The sequence below is a fragment of the Litorimonas taeanensis genome, assembly GCF_003634015.1.
In the GTDB taxonomy this organism is placed as follows: domain Bacteria; phylum Pseudomonadota; class Alphaproteobacteria; order Caulobacterales; family Maricaulaceae; genus Litorimonas; species Litorimonas taeanensis.
Window position 1 is genome coordinate 860,260 of record NZ_RBII01000002.1, and the last position, 15,115, is coordinate 875,374.

14 protein-coding genes and 1 tRNA gene are annotated in these 15,115 nt (G+C 49.2%); 3 read left to right on the top strand and 12 right to left on the bottom strand.

All coding sequences use genetic code 11. From position 1 onward, the window contains the following. Nucleotides 1-15: 15 nt before the first annotated feature. From DES40_RS12065 to DES40_RS12090, 6 genes are read right to left on the bottom strand one after another with little or no spacing between them, the layout of a single operon-like run. The gene (locus tag DES40_RS12065; RefSeq protein ID WP_121102509.1) at nucleotides 16-282 is read right to left on the bottom strand and encodes a hypothetical protein; all 267 of its coding nucleotides are present in this window, start codon (nucleotides 280-282) and stop codon (nucleotides 16-18) included. Next, a complete protein-coding gene (locus DES40_RS12070; RefSeq protein WP_233345613.1) occupies nucleotides 282-1,790 on the bottom strand; it encodes a DUF6638 family protein in 1,509 nt (502 codons plus the stop codon). Before DES40_RS12070 ends, DES40_RS12065 begins: the two co-directional genes overlap by 1 nt. Continuing rightward, nucleotides 1,787-2,548 (bottom strand): hypothetical protein, encoded by a 762-nt coding sequence (locus DES40_RS12075; RefSeq protein ID WP_121102511.1) that lies wholly within the window; start codon nucleotides 2,546-2,548, stop codon nucleotides 1,787-1,789. Before DES40_RS12075 ends, DES40_RS12070 begins: the two co-directional genes overlap by 4 nt. Continuing rightward, a complete protein-coding gene (locus DES40_RS12080; protein ID WP_121102513.1) occupies nucleotides 2,541-4,496 on the bottom strand; it encodes an ATP-binding protein in 1,956 nt (651 codons plus the stop codon). Before DES40_RS12080 ends, DES40_RS12075 begins: the two co-directional genes overlap by 8 nt. 8 nt (nucleotides 4,497-4,504) lie before the next feature. Beyond that, on the bottom strand, nucleotides 4,505-5,650 hold the full coding sequence (locus tag DES40_RS12085) for a hypothetical protein (RefSeq protein ID WP_121102515.1): 1,146 nt from the start codon (nucleotides 5,648-5,650) through the stop codon (nucleotides 4,505-4,507). Continuing rightward, on the bottom strand, nucleotides 5,651-6,727 hold the full coding sequence (locus DES40_RS12090) for a coiled-coil domain-containing protein (protein ID WP_121102517.1): 1,077 nt from the start codon (nucleotides 6,725-6,727) through the stop codon (nucleotides 5,651-5,653). Nucleotides 6,728-6,966: 239 nt separating this feature from the next. On the opposite strand from DES40_RS12090, the gene DES40_RS12095 reads away from it, so the two are divergent. Further along, nucleotides 6,967-7,641, top strand: a complete 675-nt coding sequence (locus tag DES40_RS12095) for a glutathione S-transferase family protein (protein WP_121102519.1) — start codon at nucleotides 6,967-6,969, stop codon at nucleotides 7,639-7,641. Here DES40_RS12095 and ybaK read toward each other — a convergent pair. From ybaK to aroA, 3 genes are read right to left on the bottom strand one after another with little or no spacing between them, the layout of a single operon-like run. Continuing rightward, nucleotides 7,638-8,105, bottom strand: coding sequence for a Cys-tRNA(Pro) deacylase (gene ybaK, locus DES40_RS12100; protein WP_121102521.1), 468 nt, complete (start codon nucleotides 8,103-8,105; stop codon nucleotides 7,638-7,640). The genes DES40_RS12095 and ybaK overlap by 4 nt on opposite strands. After that, nucleotides 8,102-8,767 (bottom strand): (d)CMP kinase, encoded by a 666-nt coding sequence (cmk, locus tag DES40_RS12105; protein ID WP_121102523.1) that lies wholly within the window; start codon nucleotides 8,765-8,767, stop codon nucleotides 8,102-8,104. Before cmk ends, ybaK begins: the two co-directional genes overlap by 4 nt. Before the next feature lie 8 nt (nucleotides 8,768-8,775). Then, entirely contained in the window at nucleotides 8,776-10,164 is a 1,389-nt protein-coding gene (aroA, locus tag DES40_RS12110) for a 3-phosphoshikimate 1-carboxyvinyltransferase (RefSeq protein WP_121102525.1), read from the bottom strand. Nucleotides 10,165-10,342: 178 nt separating this feature from the next. Here aroA and DES40_RS12115 point away from each other — a divergent pair, with 178 nt between their 5' ends. Further along, nucleotides 10,343-10,801: an FYDLN acid domain-containing protein gene (locus DES40_RS12115; RefSeq protein ID WP_121102527.1), complete on the top strand. Its 459-nt coding sequence runs from the start codon at nucleotides 10,343-10,345 to the stop codon at nucleotides 10,799-10,801. Nucleotides 10,802-10,895: 94 nt separating this feature from the next. Next, nucleotides 10,896-10,971, top strand: a tRNA-Ala gene (locus DES40_RS12120). Nucleotides 10,972-11,047: 76 nt separating this feature from the next. Here DES40_RS12120 and DES40_RS12125 read toward each other — a convergent pair. The 3 genes from DES40_RS12125 to DES40_RS12135 all read right to left on the bottom strand — a co-directional run bounded on the left by DES40_RS12125 (nucleotide 11,048) and on the right by DES40_RS12135 (nucleotide 14,944). After that, nucleotides 11,048-12,373 carry an alkaline phosphatase PhoX gene (locus tag DES40_RS12125; protein WP_121102529.1) on the bottom strand — a complete coding sequence of 442 codons (1,326 nt, stop codon included), beginning with the start codon at nucleotides 12,371-12,373 and terminating at the stop codon, nucleotides 11,048-11,050. Nucleotides 12,374-12,407: 34 nt separating this feature from the next. Next, entirely contained in the window at nucleotides 12,408-14,579 is a 2,172-nt protein-coding gene (locus tag DES40_RS12130) for a S46 family peptidase (protein WP_121102975.1), read from the bottom strand. A 113-nt stretch (nucleotides 14,580-14,692) separates the two neighbouring features. Beyond that, entirely contained in the window at nucleotides 14,693-14,944 is a 252-nt protein-coding gene (locus DES40_RS12135; protein WP_121102531.1) for a hypothetical protein, read from the bottom strand. Nucleotides 14,945-15,115 lie beyond the last annotated feature (171 nt).

Sequence of the window (15,115 nt, forward strand, 5' to 3'; positions counted from 1 at the left end):
ATACTGTGTAATGCGTTACCCATATTGCGCCAGCCATATCAGCACAATGGCGATAGCGAAGGGTATGAGATAAACCCCTAAAATAAGTTTGGGACGAAGCGAACGGTTATATTTGCGTAGGCCGTCTTCGATGAAGTCTTCTTGGGATTCTGTTTTATTGTCTTGCTTATATTCAAGTCGCAGCTTTTGGGTTTGACGCATATTGGCAGTGACAACCAAAAGCGCATAGACGGCGCTGAGAACCGCGAAAATAATAACGATATTACGGATCCAACCGACCATTAATCCCTCTTATTCTTTTTCTTTCGATATGATTTTTTTCGGTAGTCCTTGTAAAGGACACGAAAGTCATCATTCTCAGATTGATTTTCTCTCAGGCGCGACAGCCGTTCATCGGCATAGGCTTCGCCCCAAGGGCTTTTAAAGGGTTTCTTTTCTTTGGACTTTGGACGGCTTTTCTGGCTTGGCTTCGCTGCGGGTTTGGCCGGAGTTGGCAAGGGAGTGGGTTCGGGTTCAACCATCATCGGCTCATCACCAAACAGGGCCTCACGCGCGCCGACCTTATCCATGACATATTCATCGGAGAGAAAGCTAACGACATAGTCTTTCTTTGCGTCTGACCATGTACGATAGGTCTGATAGAATAAATTCTTATGGCAAATATAAAGCTGACGGAAATCCAGACGCGAAAGATCAGAGAGCATCATATTCACAAGGTCTCTGTCTTTGTGCTGGCTAGAGCGCAGCGCATAGAAAAAGGCGGGATGGTCAGGTTTTAATTTTGGAACGCGGCCGCCCATACTGGCCCAGCGCCAGACTTCCATCAGGCCATGATATTCTGCGGGCATGGAATCGGCAAAGCGGCGCTCTAGCAAGCGCACATTCTGGCGCGTTAATCCCGCAAGGTTATGCCCCTGCGCGGCGGCAGTGCTGATGATAATGAAATCAATTTTCTGTTTGATGATGGCGGCGGTGCTTTGATTTTGGGCTTGGACAATTAATTGCGTGAGGCCTTCATCGCGTAGGAAATTGGCAATGGCTTCGCGGTCATCAAAGGTCAGGATTTGGTCGATTAGAATATCCTCTAATCCCTCGACCTTTTCACGCGCGATAAGGGTTGGTGTGCTGGCATCGCGAAAGACATAAATTCCGCCAAAATGGCTCGTGTAATAATTGCCTTGGCGATAGGTTTTACTGTCCAGCTTGACGGGGTTGCGGTGAATATTCCCTGTGCGTTTGGCTAGTTCTATCATGTCCGCAATAAGAACATCATCCCACCACGCATCGTCTTGGGTCATGAATTGGTCGATTTTTTCGCCCAGATGATTGGCCTCGGCGACATGTTCTTGGATGGTGTCAGCCTCAATTTCGATCTGGTTGATTTGCAAAAGGTCAGATGGGGACGAAATATCAAAGACAGAATTCATCAACTCCCCTGCCACGGCTTCGCGCGCGGTCAGGGCGAAAAGCTGATCTTCATTCTCTTCGATATATTCGCGGATGATAGAGCGAGAGGTCGAAAAATTAGATTGCAATAAAGGCGCGGTCTTTTGATCTGTCGTCAGAAGGATAAACATCTGATTACAGCCCTTGGGATTCAGATAAAGGTCATCGCCCAGCTCATCCCCAATCTCAGGGGAATAACCCGCAATATCAATATGGAATTCCGTCAGGGCCGTTTCTTTGTCAATCAAATGCTTAAGCGCGCGATTATACCGCTCCACCAAAGCCGGCGACGTCACCGCCACCAAATTGCCAAACATAAGGCCAGCTTTAACGAGACGCATCATGATTGTATCTCACTAGTTGACTTTTCCCATATGATTTCATTTCGCAAAGCATCATTTAAGGCTTTCGCGAGTTTTTCAATTTGATGTTCGTTTATCACTTCTTCATACTTCGCTCTCGAACCTTTTACTAAATCATCACAAATCTCTTTCGCTAACTGACTACACTTAAACCAGCTTTTTGGTCTTGTAGGGTCATCAACCACCCATCCGTTTTCAACCATATTCATTATCGTTCTTTCAACACTAATTATGGCATTGGTGTAATGGGACGTGTGGGTATCCAATGAAAGGTTCTCTTTTGTTAAAAAGGTGACCCTTTTAAGTTCAGTTTCATTACCCTGCTGTTTGACTAGTAGAAACCTATCGAAAGCAACCTCAGGCAATTCTTTTAATAATGATTTTAGTTTCGCGTTTATTGTTTCATCTGTCTCCTTTGTCTTTCTATCTTCGTCTTGATTTGCAAGAAAAAGTGTCTGTTTTTCCAAGGTCGTTCTCGTACGTTCAAGTTCTTCTCGTTGCAGGGCGAGTTCCTTCGATTGCAGGAGAACTGTTGTAATTATCCAAAGAAAAGCCAAGCTACCTGCTAATCCAGCAAGAGTATCGCCCTTTTCATTTGGTGGCGATTGTAAAAAGGCAGCAAAATTGGATATACATATCCCATTCGGCTCACAGTATTTCGTAAAGCCAATGGCAACCGTAACAGCAGTCAACAATATGGTAAGTAAAATGGCTAGCCCGATTATCGCTCTACTACTCACTCCTTACCCCCAAATACCGCTTCTTCGCTTCCTCCTGGCGGCCATAATCGCGCACCATATTTTCGATGGCGATTTCGTCGCTCTTATCGGCGTAGCGGAATTCTGAGTCCGCATAGCGGTTAATTTCTTGGATGAGCATTTCGACCGTGATGGGCTGGGCCATATCGGCGATCATTTTCTTTTTCGTGTCGTAATCTTTGGACAGGAATAAATCCGTGTTTTCCATCCACTCATCAGGCAGTTCAAAATCCATAGCGCGGACTTTTACGGCGTCGGTAATGTTTTTAATCGCGCGGCCTGTGAACCGCGCATCCGCCATTTGAATGCCTTTGAGGTAAGTGCCGATTTTTGCAATCGTGTCGAGCTTGCCAATCTCTTTGGACACTTTGTCGAACACTTCTATCAAGCCGTCTTCTTTGGGTCGGGAATAGCTGTCATAGCTCGCGGCGACGGCTTTTTTAATTTGCTGGGCTTCAAATAATTTATGATTACCGACAGGGATGTCGTGGTTCTTACCCATCAATAAATGCAGAATATCAATATAGTCTTCGCGCGTTTGGGGCCCGTCGACAAGGAACCTTGCCCCCGCCCGTTGCCGCAGCGCATCGTCTACATTTTCGGGGTAATTAGAAAACATGCCAAAGGTACAATTGCCGCGCACAACGGTATTGGCGCCCGCAAAACTTTCCATCAACACGGCCGTAATTTCAAGTTGCCCCGCAGAAGATTGCCTGTCCCCGCGTTTCCCTGCGAGCTGATCAATATCATCAATCGTGCCAAATCCGATAACATTCGGGTCAATAACATTATTGATAAAGGCCTTGGCGTTTTGTGCGGATTTCCCCTGATAGCTATCAATGGAATCGGTGGAGAGGTTTTGGAAGCGGAATGGATAGCCTGCATTATTGCAATATTCCGACACCATCCCCGCCATCATTTGGATAAGGGTCGTCTTGCCCGTTCCCGGCGCGCCGTCGCCCATAAAGGTAAAGATAAATCCGCCCAGTTCGGCAAAGGGATTTAGTTTACGCTCAAAATCATAGGCCATGAGCATTTTGGACAGTTTCATCGCTTGGTATTTGGCGATGTGATTGCCGACGACTTCATTCGGCTTTTTAAATGTCATCGTTAGTTTTGTGCTTTTCCCGCGAGAGAAAGGCGCGAAACCATTAATGTCAAAATCATCCGCTTCGACGCGGTAACTCACCGAGGTAAAGGGTTTCAGGCGCGGCATATTAGAGGCGCGCAGCGCCGTTTTATCCATAAGCTTTTCAAGAAAGGCCGTCACAATGGGGACGAGCTTGTCTTCTTCGTCGCCAAACAAGGCGATGTCTTGATCAAGCTCCCAGAGCGCGCCCGTGAGGGCGAGCTGCGGATTATCCGTGAGGACTTCTTCGACTTCGCCGATTTCGACATTTAAATCCGCCCCGTCAGCATGGGCCGAGGAGAGCAGATGGCTCGCCATATTGGCAAAGACATGCACACTTATAACCGCAGAGGCGGCCAGACCTTCGCTGAATTCGCTTTTCTTTCCTGCCGATAAATTCCCGCCGAGATTATCTTTCTTCAGCGCCGACAGCCCTGTTTGGTCACTATATTGATCTGACACGACCATAGCGGTTGCAAGAGAGCGGCGCAGCGCGTGGACCACATTGGCCTGTTTCGGCGTGACGAGGGCGTCGCCTTCATCTGCGGCATAGATACGGTCAATAAGGTGCACGCCGTCAGGGCGGGCTGTGGACTGCGTCACAAGGCCTGGCGTTGTTGAGCGAAAGCGGCGACGCGTCCCGATACCCGGAGAGCGCTCGCTCGACGCAGAGAGTTTTGTGTCCTGTTTTTTCGCGAGGCGCGGCGTATGGTCAAACCCGCTAAGAAGCGCCTCAGCCGCGCTATATTTTTCGCGGATTTGGGCCTCTTTCAACGCCATTAAATTTCCGGAATCAGACATAGACTTCCCTAATTATAACTCAGTATTTTTTTATTATGCCCGACAACATATTTACGCGTGTTCCTGAAATGCGCGGCTTGCTTTTCTTCGAGAACTTGGAAGGCAGGATGCGGCAGGATAAGCGAGCGCTGTGTATCGGTTGCGCCTGATTCCTTGCCGGCTGGCCCCGCATCTAATTTATAAACTTGGCGCTCGGATTTTTTGAAAATCCCTGTTTTCTCTTGCACTGTGTCCTCAGATAAAAGCGATTCAACGGTCCAAGCCAGCGCCCAGTCTTCGCCTGCTTCGCCGTGGGCTTCGGACAATACATCTCGGATAGGGCCATGTTGTTCTGTATAGGCGTGGCTATACATCGGCCCTAAATGAAAGCGCCGCAAAAGCTTGGGGTGCAAAGAGTCAAAATCAGAATCAAACCCTTTTGCAATCGTCAAAAGCTTTAGGCTCGAAACCGCTTGCGCCATCAGATGTGACTGCACTTGGGGCCATCGCCGTTCATCATGGACGAGAGCGCGCGAGGCTGTATCTTCGAGTTCCATTAAATACACGGCCGGTAGGTTGGTTTGGCTGTCATAGGCCGCCCAATGCACCAGATACCGCCGCCGTCCGCCATTTTTTCCATCCCGCATTTCTTTGCCGACCCAGACAAGCTGCGGATGATTTTGCGTCAGGAATAGATTTTCTTGATCCAAATATTCGTAATAGAGCCGCTGACTCATGGCATATTGTAGCGGGGTCGGTGAAGATTTTTCGGTCAAAATATGTGTGACCATATCTTTCTTCAAACGCTCTTGTGTTGGCAAAGATTTCAGATGCTTCTTGGCCTGAGTCGCGTCAGACGCCATTTGCATCAGCTCTTGAAAGATCGGAAAACCGCTCTCAGTTTTGTCGATGCTCATAGAGGCGCTTTCGCGGTCTCCAATACGGTGCGTCATCAGGAATTTATAAGATAGCGCTGTGAAAGTATTCGTGAGCGCCCCCAGATAGCCCGCCAAAATACGGGCTTCTGCGGTCGTGATAAGTTTTTCTTTATTCGATAACGCCGCGACCTCTGACAGATGCATCATGATGCGCTCGAACTTGGCGAAATATCGCCGTGTCGCCCGAGCGCTATCAAGGGCTTTGTGGTCGTATTGTAGCTGGTCGATGACCGTCATCTATTGACCATAAGCATTGGCATCGTGCTTCTCGACAATTTTTTCAAACCGCCGGGCAAAGCGCTCATCGGCCTTGGCTTTTTCTTCCAAAACCTTACGGGCGAACACAATGTGATCTTCATGCGCTTCCATCATTTCAGCCATTTTATTATTGGTCGCCGCACCGATAGCCGACATAGCGACTTGGGCTTCTTTATCTGTGGCCACACCAATCTCGTTTATTTTATGAGCCACATCTTGCTGCTGTGCTGTTTTCAAAGATTTCGACAAGGCATCATAAAGGATAACACGTTGCTTTGTGTCGGTCTGTAGCTTGTTAATCAGCACCATTTGTGTGGCAGCTTGGTTTTGCAAACTATCGACCCAGGTTTTACCCTTTTCAATATAGCGTTCTAGCGTTTGCGACTCGGCCAGCTTGACCTGCTCTTGTTGGGCCAGCTCGTTATATTGTGCATTAATATTGGCAAGCTCGGATTCGATCTTGGCGCGCTTTCTAGGGCCTGTTTCAACGGATAGTTTGTTCTCAAGTTCAATAATCTGAGGGTCTAAAGCCAGCAAATCGACTTTAATTTGCTCTAGCGCGCTAACGGCGGCTTCACGATTAGTGAGGGTCACGCCAAGATTGGCTTGCACTTGGTCTTTGTGCATTTGCAATTGGTTTAGCTGGTCTTGGAGCATGGTCTGGATCGTGTTGGATTTGGAAATCAGATCCTGCAGCTTATCTTCAATCGAGGCGGTGCGAATACGCTCGGACCGTAAAGACTCGGCGCGCTGTTTAGAGAATATGCCGATAAATTTTTCCCAACCTGTACGGTCGCGCATTTTATCAAAATCTTTGGAAAAGCCAGCGGTCACATCATCAAGCCCTAGGATAAGCTCGGCGATATTCGCGTTCATTGTGTCGGCATGTGCATGCACATCATCTAATGAGGCATTTTCAATGTCGATTGTGATATCAGAGCCCATTTCCATTTTCTGGCGGGCGCTCTCAATTTGTGATGACAAGGCCTGAATTTTTGCCTGTGCTTCGGCCACTTCTTTTTTAGACGTCTCTATTTGAGACTCAAAATTAGACATATACTCCCCTTTCGTTGAAAAACTTCTTCCCCTTAGACATAGGTGCGATTTCAGAAATTTCAATTAGAATCGTATCGAAATATCGTCGGTCTTATGGGGGTTTGCGGCGATTTCCCGTGGCGGCACACGGGAAAAGTCATCTCTTAAAAAAAGCAAAAAAATTGCTTTATTTGCGTTTTGAGAGACAGAATAATATTCGTCATTGACGCGGACGACCAGAATAAGGCACCTCTCACTCTATGATAACCGTTCACCATCTCGAATATTCACAATCCTTTCGGGTTCTTTGGCTGATGGAAGCGTTGGGCGTACCTTATACGCTTAAATTATATGCCCGAGACAAGACCACTAATCTGGCGCCCGCCGACTATAAGGCGATATCGCCTTTGGGGACGTCGCCTGTCATCACAATAGGGGATATGGCGCTCTCGGAAACAAATGCCATTATCGATTATATCTTGGATATGCATGATGATGGTCGCTTAAGGCCGGAAAAAGGCAATGCCGCCCGCGAAGATTATTTATTCTGGTATCACGCTTCCCAAGGCAGCCTTATGCCCATGCTCACCTTTGAGGCCGTTTTTGGTGTTTTAAAAAAACGTGTGCCCGCCTTATTGCGGCCGCTCATCAAAACGGTTTTGGGCAAAGCCGAAGACAGCTTTGTTAAGCCACGTCTGAAATTATTGATGGATAAGGCCGAAGCAGACCTTTCGCGTCATAAATGGTTCGCGGGCGATTCCCTTACGGCCGCCGATATTGTCATGAGCTATTGCATGGAATCGGCCAAGAGCCGCGGCTATGTGACGGAGGCTCATATCAATTGCCAAAGATGGCTAGATCAAATGCATAGTGATCCTGCCTATCAAGCCGCGATGGCTAAGGACGGAAAGTCAACGATGGTCTTTTCGCTTTAGGCCGTAAGCTCACTGAATTTTGCGTTTAGACATTGTGCCAAGGCTTCGGGGGGCATTTCTATTTCTAACCCCCTTTTTCCCCCGCTGATGAAAATTGTGCTGTGGTTTTGGGCGCTCTTATCAATCACAGTTTGCAATCGTTTTTTTTGTCCCAATGGGCTGACCCCGCCAAGAACATATCCTGTCATTCGCTCTACATCAGCCCCGTCAGCCATTTGTGCTTTTTTCACGCCGACAGATTTCGCAATGCGTTTCATGCTCAACATTTGCGAGACGGGTAAAATGGCTACGGCATAAGCGTCGCCGCTCAGAGACACGACCAAAGTTTTAAAGACTTGTTCTGGCGGGAGGTTGAGGGCGCTTGCGGCTTCTAGACCATAAGAGTCTGCCGCTGGGTCAGCCGCATATTCATGTAATGAAAAAGGAATTTTTCGGGCTGTTAAAAATTTAACGCCAGGTGTCATTGGCTTTGTCGTTGAATGACCGCCTCAATAATTTGACAGGCCCGGTCAAAGGCGTCTTCGACAGATAGGTCAGAGCTATCTAAAAAATGTGCGTCCTCGGCAGGTTTCAGCGGTGCGTCCTTGCGGCCCATATCGCGGCTGTCGCGTTCTTTTAATTGTGCCAAAACCGTTTTAAAGCTGATGTCTTCACCATAACCCACAAGTTCAGCATGGCGGCGAGCGGCGCGAATTTCAGCCTTGGCATCGACATAAAGCTTCACATCAGCATCAGGGCAAATAACGGTCCCGATATCGCGCCCGTCTAAAACTGCGCCTTGTTTGGCGAAGTCCCGCTGTAATTGAAAGAGAGCTTGTCTAACAACGGGATGCACAGCCACTTTGGAGGCCGCCGCGCCAATGCCGCCGCTTTTTAAAGTGGGGTCTGATAAAAAGCTATCAATGTCCATTTCGTTTAAGGCGCGCGCCGCTTTTTCGGCATCGACCGCTGAGTCAGGATCGCCCTTTGCGTCGATGACTAATTTGGCTGTTGCGCGGTAAAGCTTTCCCGTGTCGAGATAAGACAAGCCATAATGGGCGGCGAGGCGTTTGGCGAGCGTGCCTTTGCCAGAGGCAAAGGTGCCGTCAATGGCAATTACTTTGGGCTTTGCAGTCTTTAACGCCATGAAACGCCTTATAGAGCGTCTGCCGGGGGTGTGTAATCAATTATCGCGCCGAGTGTGTGCATAAGCGCGAAAAAACTTGGGAAGCTTGTGGCAATCATAGAGGCATCATCAATCGTCACGGGGTTTTCCGCGCCGAGACCTAAAATCAGTGCGCTCATGGCGATGCGGTGATCATGATGCGTTTTGACAATGCCGCCGCCTTTGACAAGTCCGCCGCCATTTCCTGTAACCGTCAGTCCGTCTTCGCGTTCAGCCACTTTGACTCCATTTGCCGAAAGTAGCGCGGCTGTGGCCGCGATGCGGTCGCTCTCTTTGACGCGTAGTTCTCCGATACCGTTCATGATTGTGGTGCCGCTGGCAAAGGCCGCCGCGACGGCCAAGATAGGATATTCATCAATCATAGAGGCTGCGCGGTTCTCTGGCACATTAATGCCAACCAATTTGGAATGTTTCACTTCGATATCTGCGATGGTTTCTCCGCCTGATTTGCGGAAGTTATCTGCGCGAAGGTAAGCGCCCATGGCGGTCAGGGCTTCGAACAAGCCCGTACGTGTTGGGTTCATCATAACATTTTCAATGATGATGCTTGACCCTGGCGTAATCAGCGCCGCAACGATTAAGAATGCCGCCGAGGATGGATCTCCGGGGACATTGATTTTTGCAGCCTTAAGCGGGGTAGGGCCGGTGACGCTTATGTGAGTCGCATCTTTGCGAGATTTTGTTTCAACCACGGCGCCAAATGCGCGAAGCATATTTTCTGTATGGTCACGGGTAAGGGTCGGTTCAACAACAGTGGTCGTGCCTTTAGTATTGATTCCCGCCAAAAGAATCGCAGATTTCACCTGAGCCGAGGCATGGGGCGGTGTGTATTCAATCGGGATTAAGGCGCCATTGCTTTTTAAGGTGACAGGCAATCGGCCTTCTTCGCCTTTGTCGGTTGTCCGAGCTTTGGCGGAAACGCCCATTTCCCGCAAGGGATTAAGGATACGGTTCATTGGCCGCGAGGAGAGCGAAGCATCCCCTGTGAAAGTTGCACTGAGCGGGTATCCGGCGGCGGCGCCCATGATAAGGCGTACACCTGTGCCCGCATTGCCGCAATCAATGTCAGTCTTTGGCGATTGCAAGCCTGACTTGCCAACGCCCTTAACAAACCATGTGCCGTCTTGTTCTGTAATCTCTGCGCCTAAGCCTCGCATCGCCCCGACGGTCGATAGGATGTCATCCCCCGTCAACAGACCTGTGACCTCGGTTGTGCCTTCTGCCATGGCGCCAAAAATGATCGAACGATGAGATATGGATTTGTCACCAGGGGCTCTGACTACCCCTGTTAAAGCGGCGCTTTTGACACTTTTTGCGGGGGGAGGTGTGCCGGCTGGCTGCTTTTTAGAACTGGACATATTTAAGGCCTGACACCCATTGAAGGTTGACTTGATTAAACCAGACGCTAAGACGCGGTTTGATTAGCGGGATGCGGGTTTTACAACGCCCATAAATTCACGCAACACAAAAAATATTTTCGCGCAGTACCTATTGAACAAAGTGTGCTTCGCGCCATTCGCAAAGGACGCGACCCATATGGCAAAGAAGGTTGACCTCGGCACAAAACGTGTATGCCCTGAATGTGAAGCTAAATTTTACGATTTAGGTAAAGACCCCGCGCTCTGTCCTATGTGTGGGACTGAAACCGCTTGGGACCAATTCAATGTTGTTCCAATCCTTCCTTCATCACAGCTCCCACCTGAGCCTAAAGACGATGATGACGATGATGAGGATGAAGACGCCAAAGCTGAGATCGATGAAGATGATATCGATGAAGAAGAAGAAGCGGCGAAAGAACTCGAGCTTGATGGCGACGATGTTCAAGTTATCGGCGGCGCAAAAGGCGGCGATGACGAACAGCCAGGCTATGACGGCTATTCAGAGGACGAAGACGAAGACGAAGATGCAGCTCTTGTTGCCGATGATGACGACAATGAAATGCCGCCGCCTGATGATGCGGATGACCTTGATGACGATGAAGAAATCGAAATCTAGTCTTTGTAAAATATGAACTTAAATTGTCAGGACGGCAAAAGTCGTCTTGACCGCTCCGGCGTCGGAGACTAAACCGCGCAAACTTATCCTGAAAGGGGCCTTAGCTCAGTTGGTAGAGCGCTTGCATGGCATGCAAGAGGTCAGGGGTTCGACTCCCCTAGGCTCCACCAGGGATTTTCCTTCAGACCACGTTCTATCCGTGACCTATTCCGTTCATCATTGGTTTCGACATTGACTGTAAGGCGTTTATGTGTGCCAAGGGCCCGTGATGGCTAATGTTCGTGTGGGGGCATAGGCATTGACAAAGAACCATTTTCCATCAGGCGAGAAACATCCCCCCGCGAGTTCAGATTGCATATGTAACCGTCCGAAATCATAGGGACGCCCCTCGGGTGTGATACCGCGAAGATGATTGTCAACAATATCGGTATATTGATCCTCGCAAATGACAAGATGGCCATTGGGCGCAACACAAAGATTGTCACCATAATTAAATTGGCTTTCGCTCTCGCTTTCAAAGAATAACTCTACCTTATCGGGCCCAAGGCCGCGTCCGGGCTGTAAGCAGAAGATTTGACCGAGTGTCTTTGCGCCGCCATTGGTTGAACAGAAATAGAGTGCATTTTCTCCCATATGTATGCCTTCACCGCGGGCAATCAGGGCAGCACCTTTGGCTTTGGCGCGCAGACGCAAGTCATCTTTTGGGGCTTCGACATTATCCAAATCAACCCAGCTGACGGTAAATTGTTTTCTGGCGGTCATGCTGATGGCGTCCCAATTACGAGTATCTGTAATCCCATCAATAACCATGGCTTGTAATTGGCCGCCTTTGGCGAGTTGTCCCGGGGTGTTAGGCTTGAAACGGTATAAAACGCCATCGTCCCTATCTTCGGTCATGTAAACAAAGCCTGTCTCGGGGTCGACGCAGGCAGCTTCGTGATTAAAGCGGCCCATCGCGCGCAGCGGCACAGCGTCTATCAGCCCTGTTGCATTGGCAGGAACGTCAAAGACCCAGCCGTGATTAAGGGCCAGTCCATCCCCGTATTTTTGGCCGGGCCCTGTGGGGGCTTCCTCACAGGTCAGCCAACTTTGCCAAGGCGTGATGCCGCCAGAACAATTGCGTATCGTCCCGCCAAGCGAGCGAAATTGCCGCTTTATCTCTAGGGTCGTGGCATCCAGAACTATGTTCGTCGTGCCGCCTGGCAAAATGGAGCCATTATGCGTGCCAAAGCCTTTTGCTATCGGCCCGCCGCTATCATCCGAAGCGACAAGCTCGTGATTGCGAATTAAGACAATCTCATTATTGCCGATATCGATACAGCCCATGCCATCGGCTTTATCAGGTACGGTGCCGCCGTCATCCATCGCATCGCCAAGGCTTGAAATTAAGCGATAGGAAAAACCTTCGGGCAAGTCGAGCAACCCTTTCGGGTCAGTTTTGAGGGGACCATAGCCTGCCATATTCAAGCGCTGTCCAGAGGGGGCAGAGCCGCGTAATGACACACAACCGCTCGCCATAAGCGCCGCAAATGCACTGCCGGTTGCGGCTAAAAACTGTCTACGATTTGACATGGTCTAGGGTCTCCTCAGTTATGTTTGCGCGGATTTATTTTACCGCGCGCCCACGGGCATTAACGATGTGCATTTCTTTCAAGAGGTGGTCTGCTTTGTCCACTTTCTCCATGACCCAGAGCATATAGCGGCTATCCACATGGATAGAGCGCGTTGTCCGTGGGTCGAAATCCCAATCTGAATTTACGCTTTCGATTGTTCCGTCAAAGAGCAAGCCAACCAATTCCCCGCGCGCGTTCAAGGTCGCAGACCCAGAATTACCGCCCGTAGAATCAAGGTCAGTCAGAAAGTTTACAGGAACAGAGTTGATAGACCCCAACGCATAGCGCCCATAATCTTTGGCCTGAATTAAATCCAGTTGTGATTGCGGCGAATTAAAGGGGTCTTCACCCGTATCTTTTTCAGTTATGCCTTGCAGCGTTGTAAAGGGGTCATAACGCATACCGTCTTTGGGCGAGCCGCCCAAAACATTGCCATAAGTCACACGCAATGTTGAGTTAGCATCAGGATAGGCTGTGAAACCTTGGTCCTTTTGCCATGCGATAATGGCTTCCATATATTTAGGCTGGAGCGCGGCGCGTCGACCCGCGCGGTCTTTGCTCTCGGCTTCCATGGCGCGTTCATGATCGTAAAGCGCCACAGCCAAACGCATGAAGGGGTCAGACTTTGCCTCTAGCGATGCAGGGGTGGCCTCCATCAGGCTGAGCCGCGTCTCAAGCTTGTCCAGATCAGAGCCAGAATAGTAACTGTCTAATTTCGCTGAGAGCGCGGCGTCGCTCATGCCATCGCGCAATCCCAAGGCCGTATCTAGGGCTTTGACGCGCTCGCTCGCGGGTTGCTCCAGATAACCTTTCAAGAACACCATCCATTCCGCTTTATCAACAGATGGGTCATAGCGGCGATCCATAGCCGTTAGCCCTTGTTTCATGCGGTCCATATCGCGTTCTTGATAACCGCTCTCACGTTCGGCGTCTGGTTTCTGGCGTTCATGAGAGAGACGATATAAACGCTGTGCGGTACCCAGTAATTGGGGCCTCGTGGCGTTATTATACCAATAGCTTGATCGTGCGGCCGTGGCGGTTTCCGCGCTTAAGGCATCAAGCTTCTCAATCGCTTCGGCATAGCCTGCATTAGGGGCCTTAGAGGCAATCCAATCATTCAGAGCAGCTTCGCGCTGCGCCCGGCGATCGACGAGGCCAACGCGGCGCGCGCCTTCAATTTGTCCGCCAAGGTTTTTATTAAAGTTATTGAGACCCGCAAGGCGCGATTCATATTTGATACGGGCATCACTTCCAGGTTCAGAAGCCTTATTAATCGCTCCAATCCAGTTATCCAGCAAGGTCTGCCAAGTTGGATATTGCCAATCAAATGTATTTTTCACTTCGGCCAAGCGCGTATAACGTGAGGTACTGCCCGGATAGCCTGCAACCATAACGAAATCTTCGTCATCCAACCCGCCGGCGGAAACTTTCAAATGATGTTCCGGAGAAAATGGGACGTTGTCTTCGCTATAATCTGCGGATTTTCCATCCGGAGATACATAAGCCCGATAAAAGGCAAAATCACCCGTGTGACGGGGCCACTGCCAGTTATCAATGTCGCCGCCATATTTACCGATCGGGCCCGCAGGGGCATATGTCAGACGAACATCTTTGATCTCTAGCTGTTTAATAAGCTTATATTGCAGGCCGCCATAGAAAGAGGCGACGCGGCATCGATGGCCCTCATCGGCTTCGCAGTCAGACACGAGGGATTTACGGTTGCTATCAATTGCAGCAAAGCGCGCTTCGCCAGATAAATCCTCTGAAAGCGCGCCGGTCACTTTGTTGGTGACGTCTGTTAAGTCGACGGTCACATAAATGCGAGACCCTGGCGCTGCGGGTAATTCTGCTTCGAGGTTTTCAGCCAGAAAACCATCCTCTAAATAATTTTGGGCTTCTGTCGAATTATACTGGATAGACCCATAAGCGCAGTGATGATTTGTCACCACGAGACCTTGGGGTGATACGAAAGAGGCTGTGCACCCCCCCAATGAAACAACAGCCCCCATTGGAAACCCAGTTAGATCAGAAATTTGATTAGGCTTCATTTTCAGGCCTTTAGCGCGAAGGTCTTTGGCAATTTCCGGTAATTGATCTGGTGTAAACATCCCCTCTACTGCGTTCGATGGTGAGGCCACCGCGAAGGCTAAAATCGTACTCGTCATTAAAATGTGTCGGGGGGAGGGTTTATACATATGGGTTTCCTTTATTTCCTTTTTCCTAGCTGGTCCTATGGGTTTCTTAGGACTGATTTTTAAAGCGTAATGTATTCATTTTCTTACGCGGCTGATATCAAGCTCTTGTATTGTTGATGTCTTGTCAATCCATCTTGCACGGGCAGACTATCGCTCGCATCCGAGCAGAGCGTCGCGGCTAGATTTTTCCAACCCTCTATATGTCGCACGGCTTTCTGGGCTTTTTCTGTGTAAGGGGGACCTTCTGATACAAGCTGGGTTCGCGAATGGGCTTTAGGGTACAGCTTTGATGTATCAAACGCCTCAGCCGGCAAAGAATGTGTAGAGGTCGTCATAGTCGAATATGTTATAAAATATCATTACAAACACAATAGGAAAAACAAAGGAATGTATAAAGTTTTTGCGACCATAGATTATCTGATGATGAATGAAAGATCGCGCCCAAATATGAAGCATGAAAAATAAAATCGATTATTATATGAGGAAAACTCTCTTGGCTGCGTCTT

Excerpts from the sequence above, each read along its gene's own strand:
- DES40_RS12070 (WP_233345613.1), bottom strand. The coding sequence starts at position 1,790 with ATGATGCGTCTCGTTAAAGCTGGCCTTATGTTTGGCAATTTGGTGGCG.
- DES40_RS12095 (WP_121102519.1), top strand. The coding sequence starts at position 6,967 with ATGATAACCGTTCACCATCTCGAATATTCACAATCCTTTCGGGTTCTT.
- DES40_RS12085 (WP_121102515.1), bottom strand. The coding sequence starts at position 5,650 with ATGACGGTCATCGACCAGCTACAATACGACCACAAAGCCCTTGATAGC.
- cmk (WP_121102523.1), bottom strand. The coding sequence starts at position 8,767 with ATGGCGTTAAAGACTGCAAAGCCCAAAGTAATTGCCATTGACGGCACC.
- DES40_RS12135 (WP_121102531.1), bottom strand. The coding sequence starts at position 14,944 with ATGACGACCTCTACACATTCTTTGCCGGCTGAGGCGTTTGATACATCA.
- DES40_RS12130 (WP_121102975.1), bottom strand. The coding sequence starts at position 14,579 with ATGACGAGTACGATTTTAGCCTTCGCGGTGGCCTCACCATCGAACGCA.
- DES40_RS12065 (WP_121102509.1), bottom strand. The coding sequence starts at position 282 with ATGGTCGGTTGGATCCGTAATATCGTTATTATTTTCGCGGTTCTCAGC.
- DES40_RS12115 (WP_121102527.1), top strand. The coding sequence starts at position 10,343 with ATGGCAAAGAAGGTTGACCTCGGCACAAAACGTGTATGCCCTGAATGT.
- DES40_RS12090 (WP_121102517.1), bottom strand. The coding sequence starts at position 6,727 with ATGTCTAATTTTGAGTCTCAAATAGAGACGTCTAAAAAAGAAGTGGCC.
- ybaK (WP_121102521.1), bottom strand. The coding sequence starts at position 8,105 with ATGACACCTGGCGTTAAATTTTTAACAGCCCGAAAAATTCCTTTTTCA.
- DES40_RS12125 (WP_121102529.1), bottom strand. The coding sequence starts at position 12,373 with ATGTCAAATCGTAGACAGTTTTTAGCCGCAACCGGCAGTGCATTTGCG.
- DES40_RS12080 (WP_121102513.1), bottom strand. The coding sequence starts at position 4,496 with ATGTCTGATTCCGGAAATTTAATGGCGTTGAAAGAGGCCCAAATCCGC.
- aroA (WP_121102525.1), bottom strand. The coding sequence starts at position 10,164 with ATGTCCAGTTCTAAAAAGCAGCCAGCCGGCACACCTCCCCCCGCAAAA.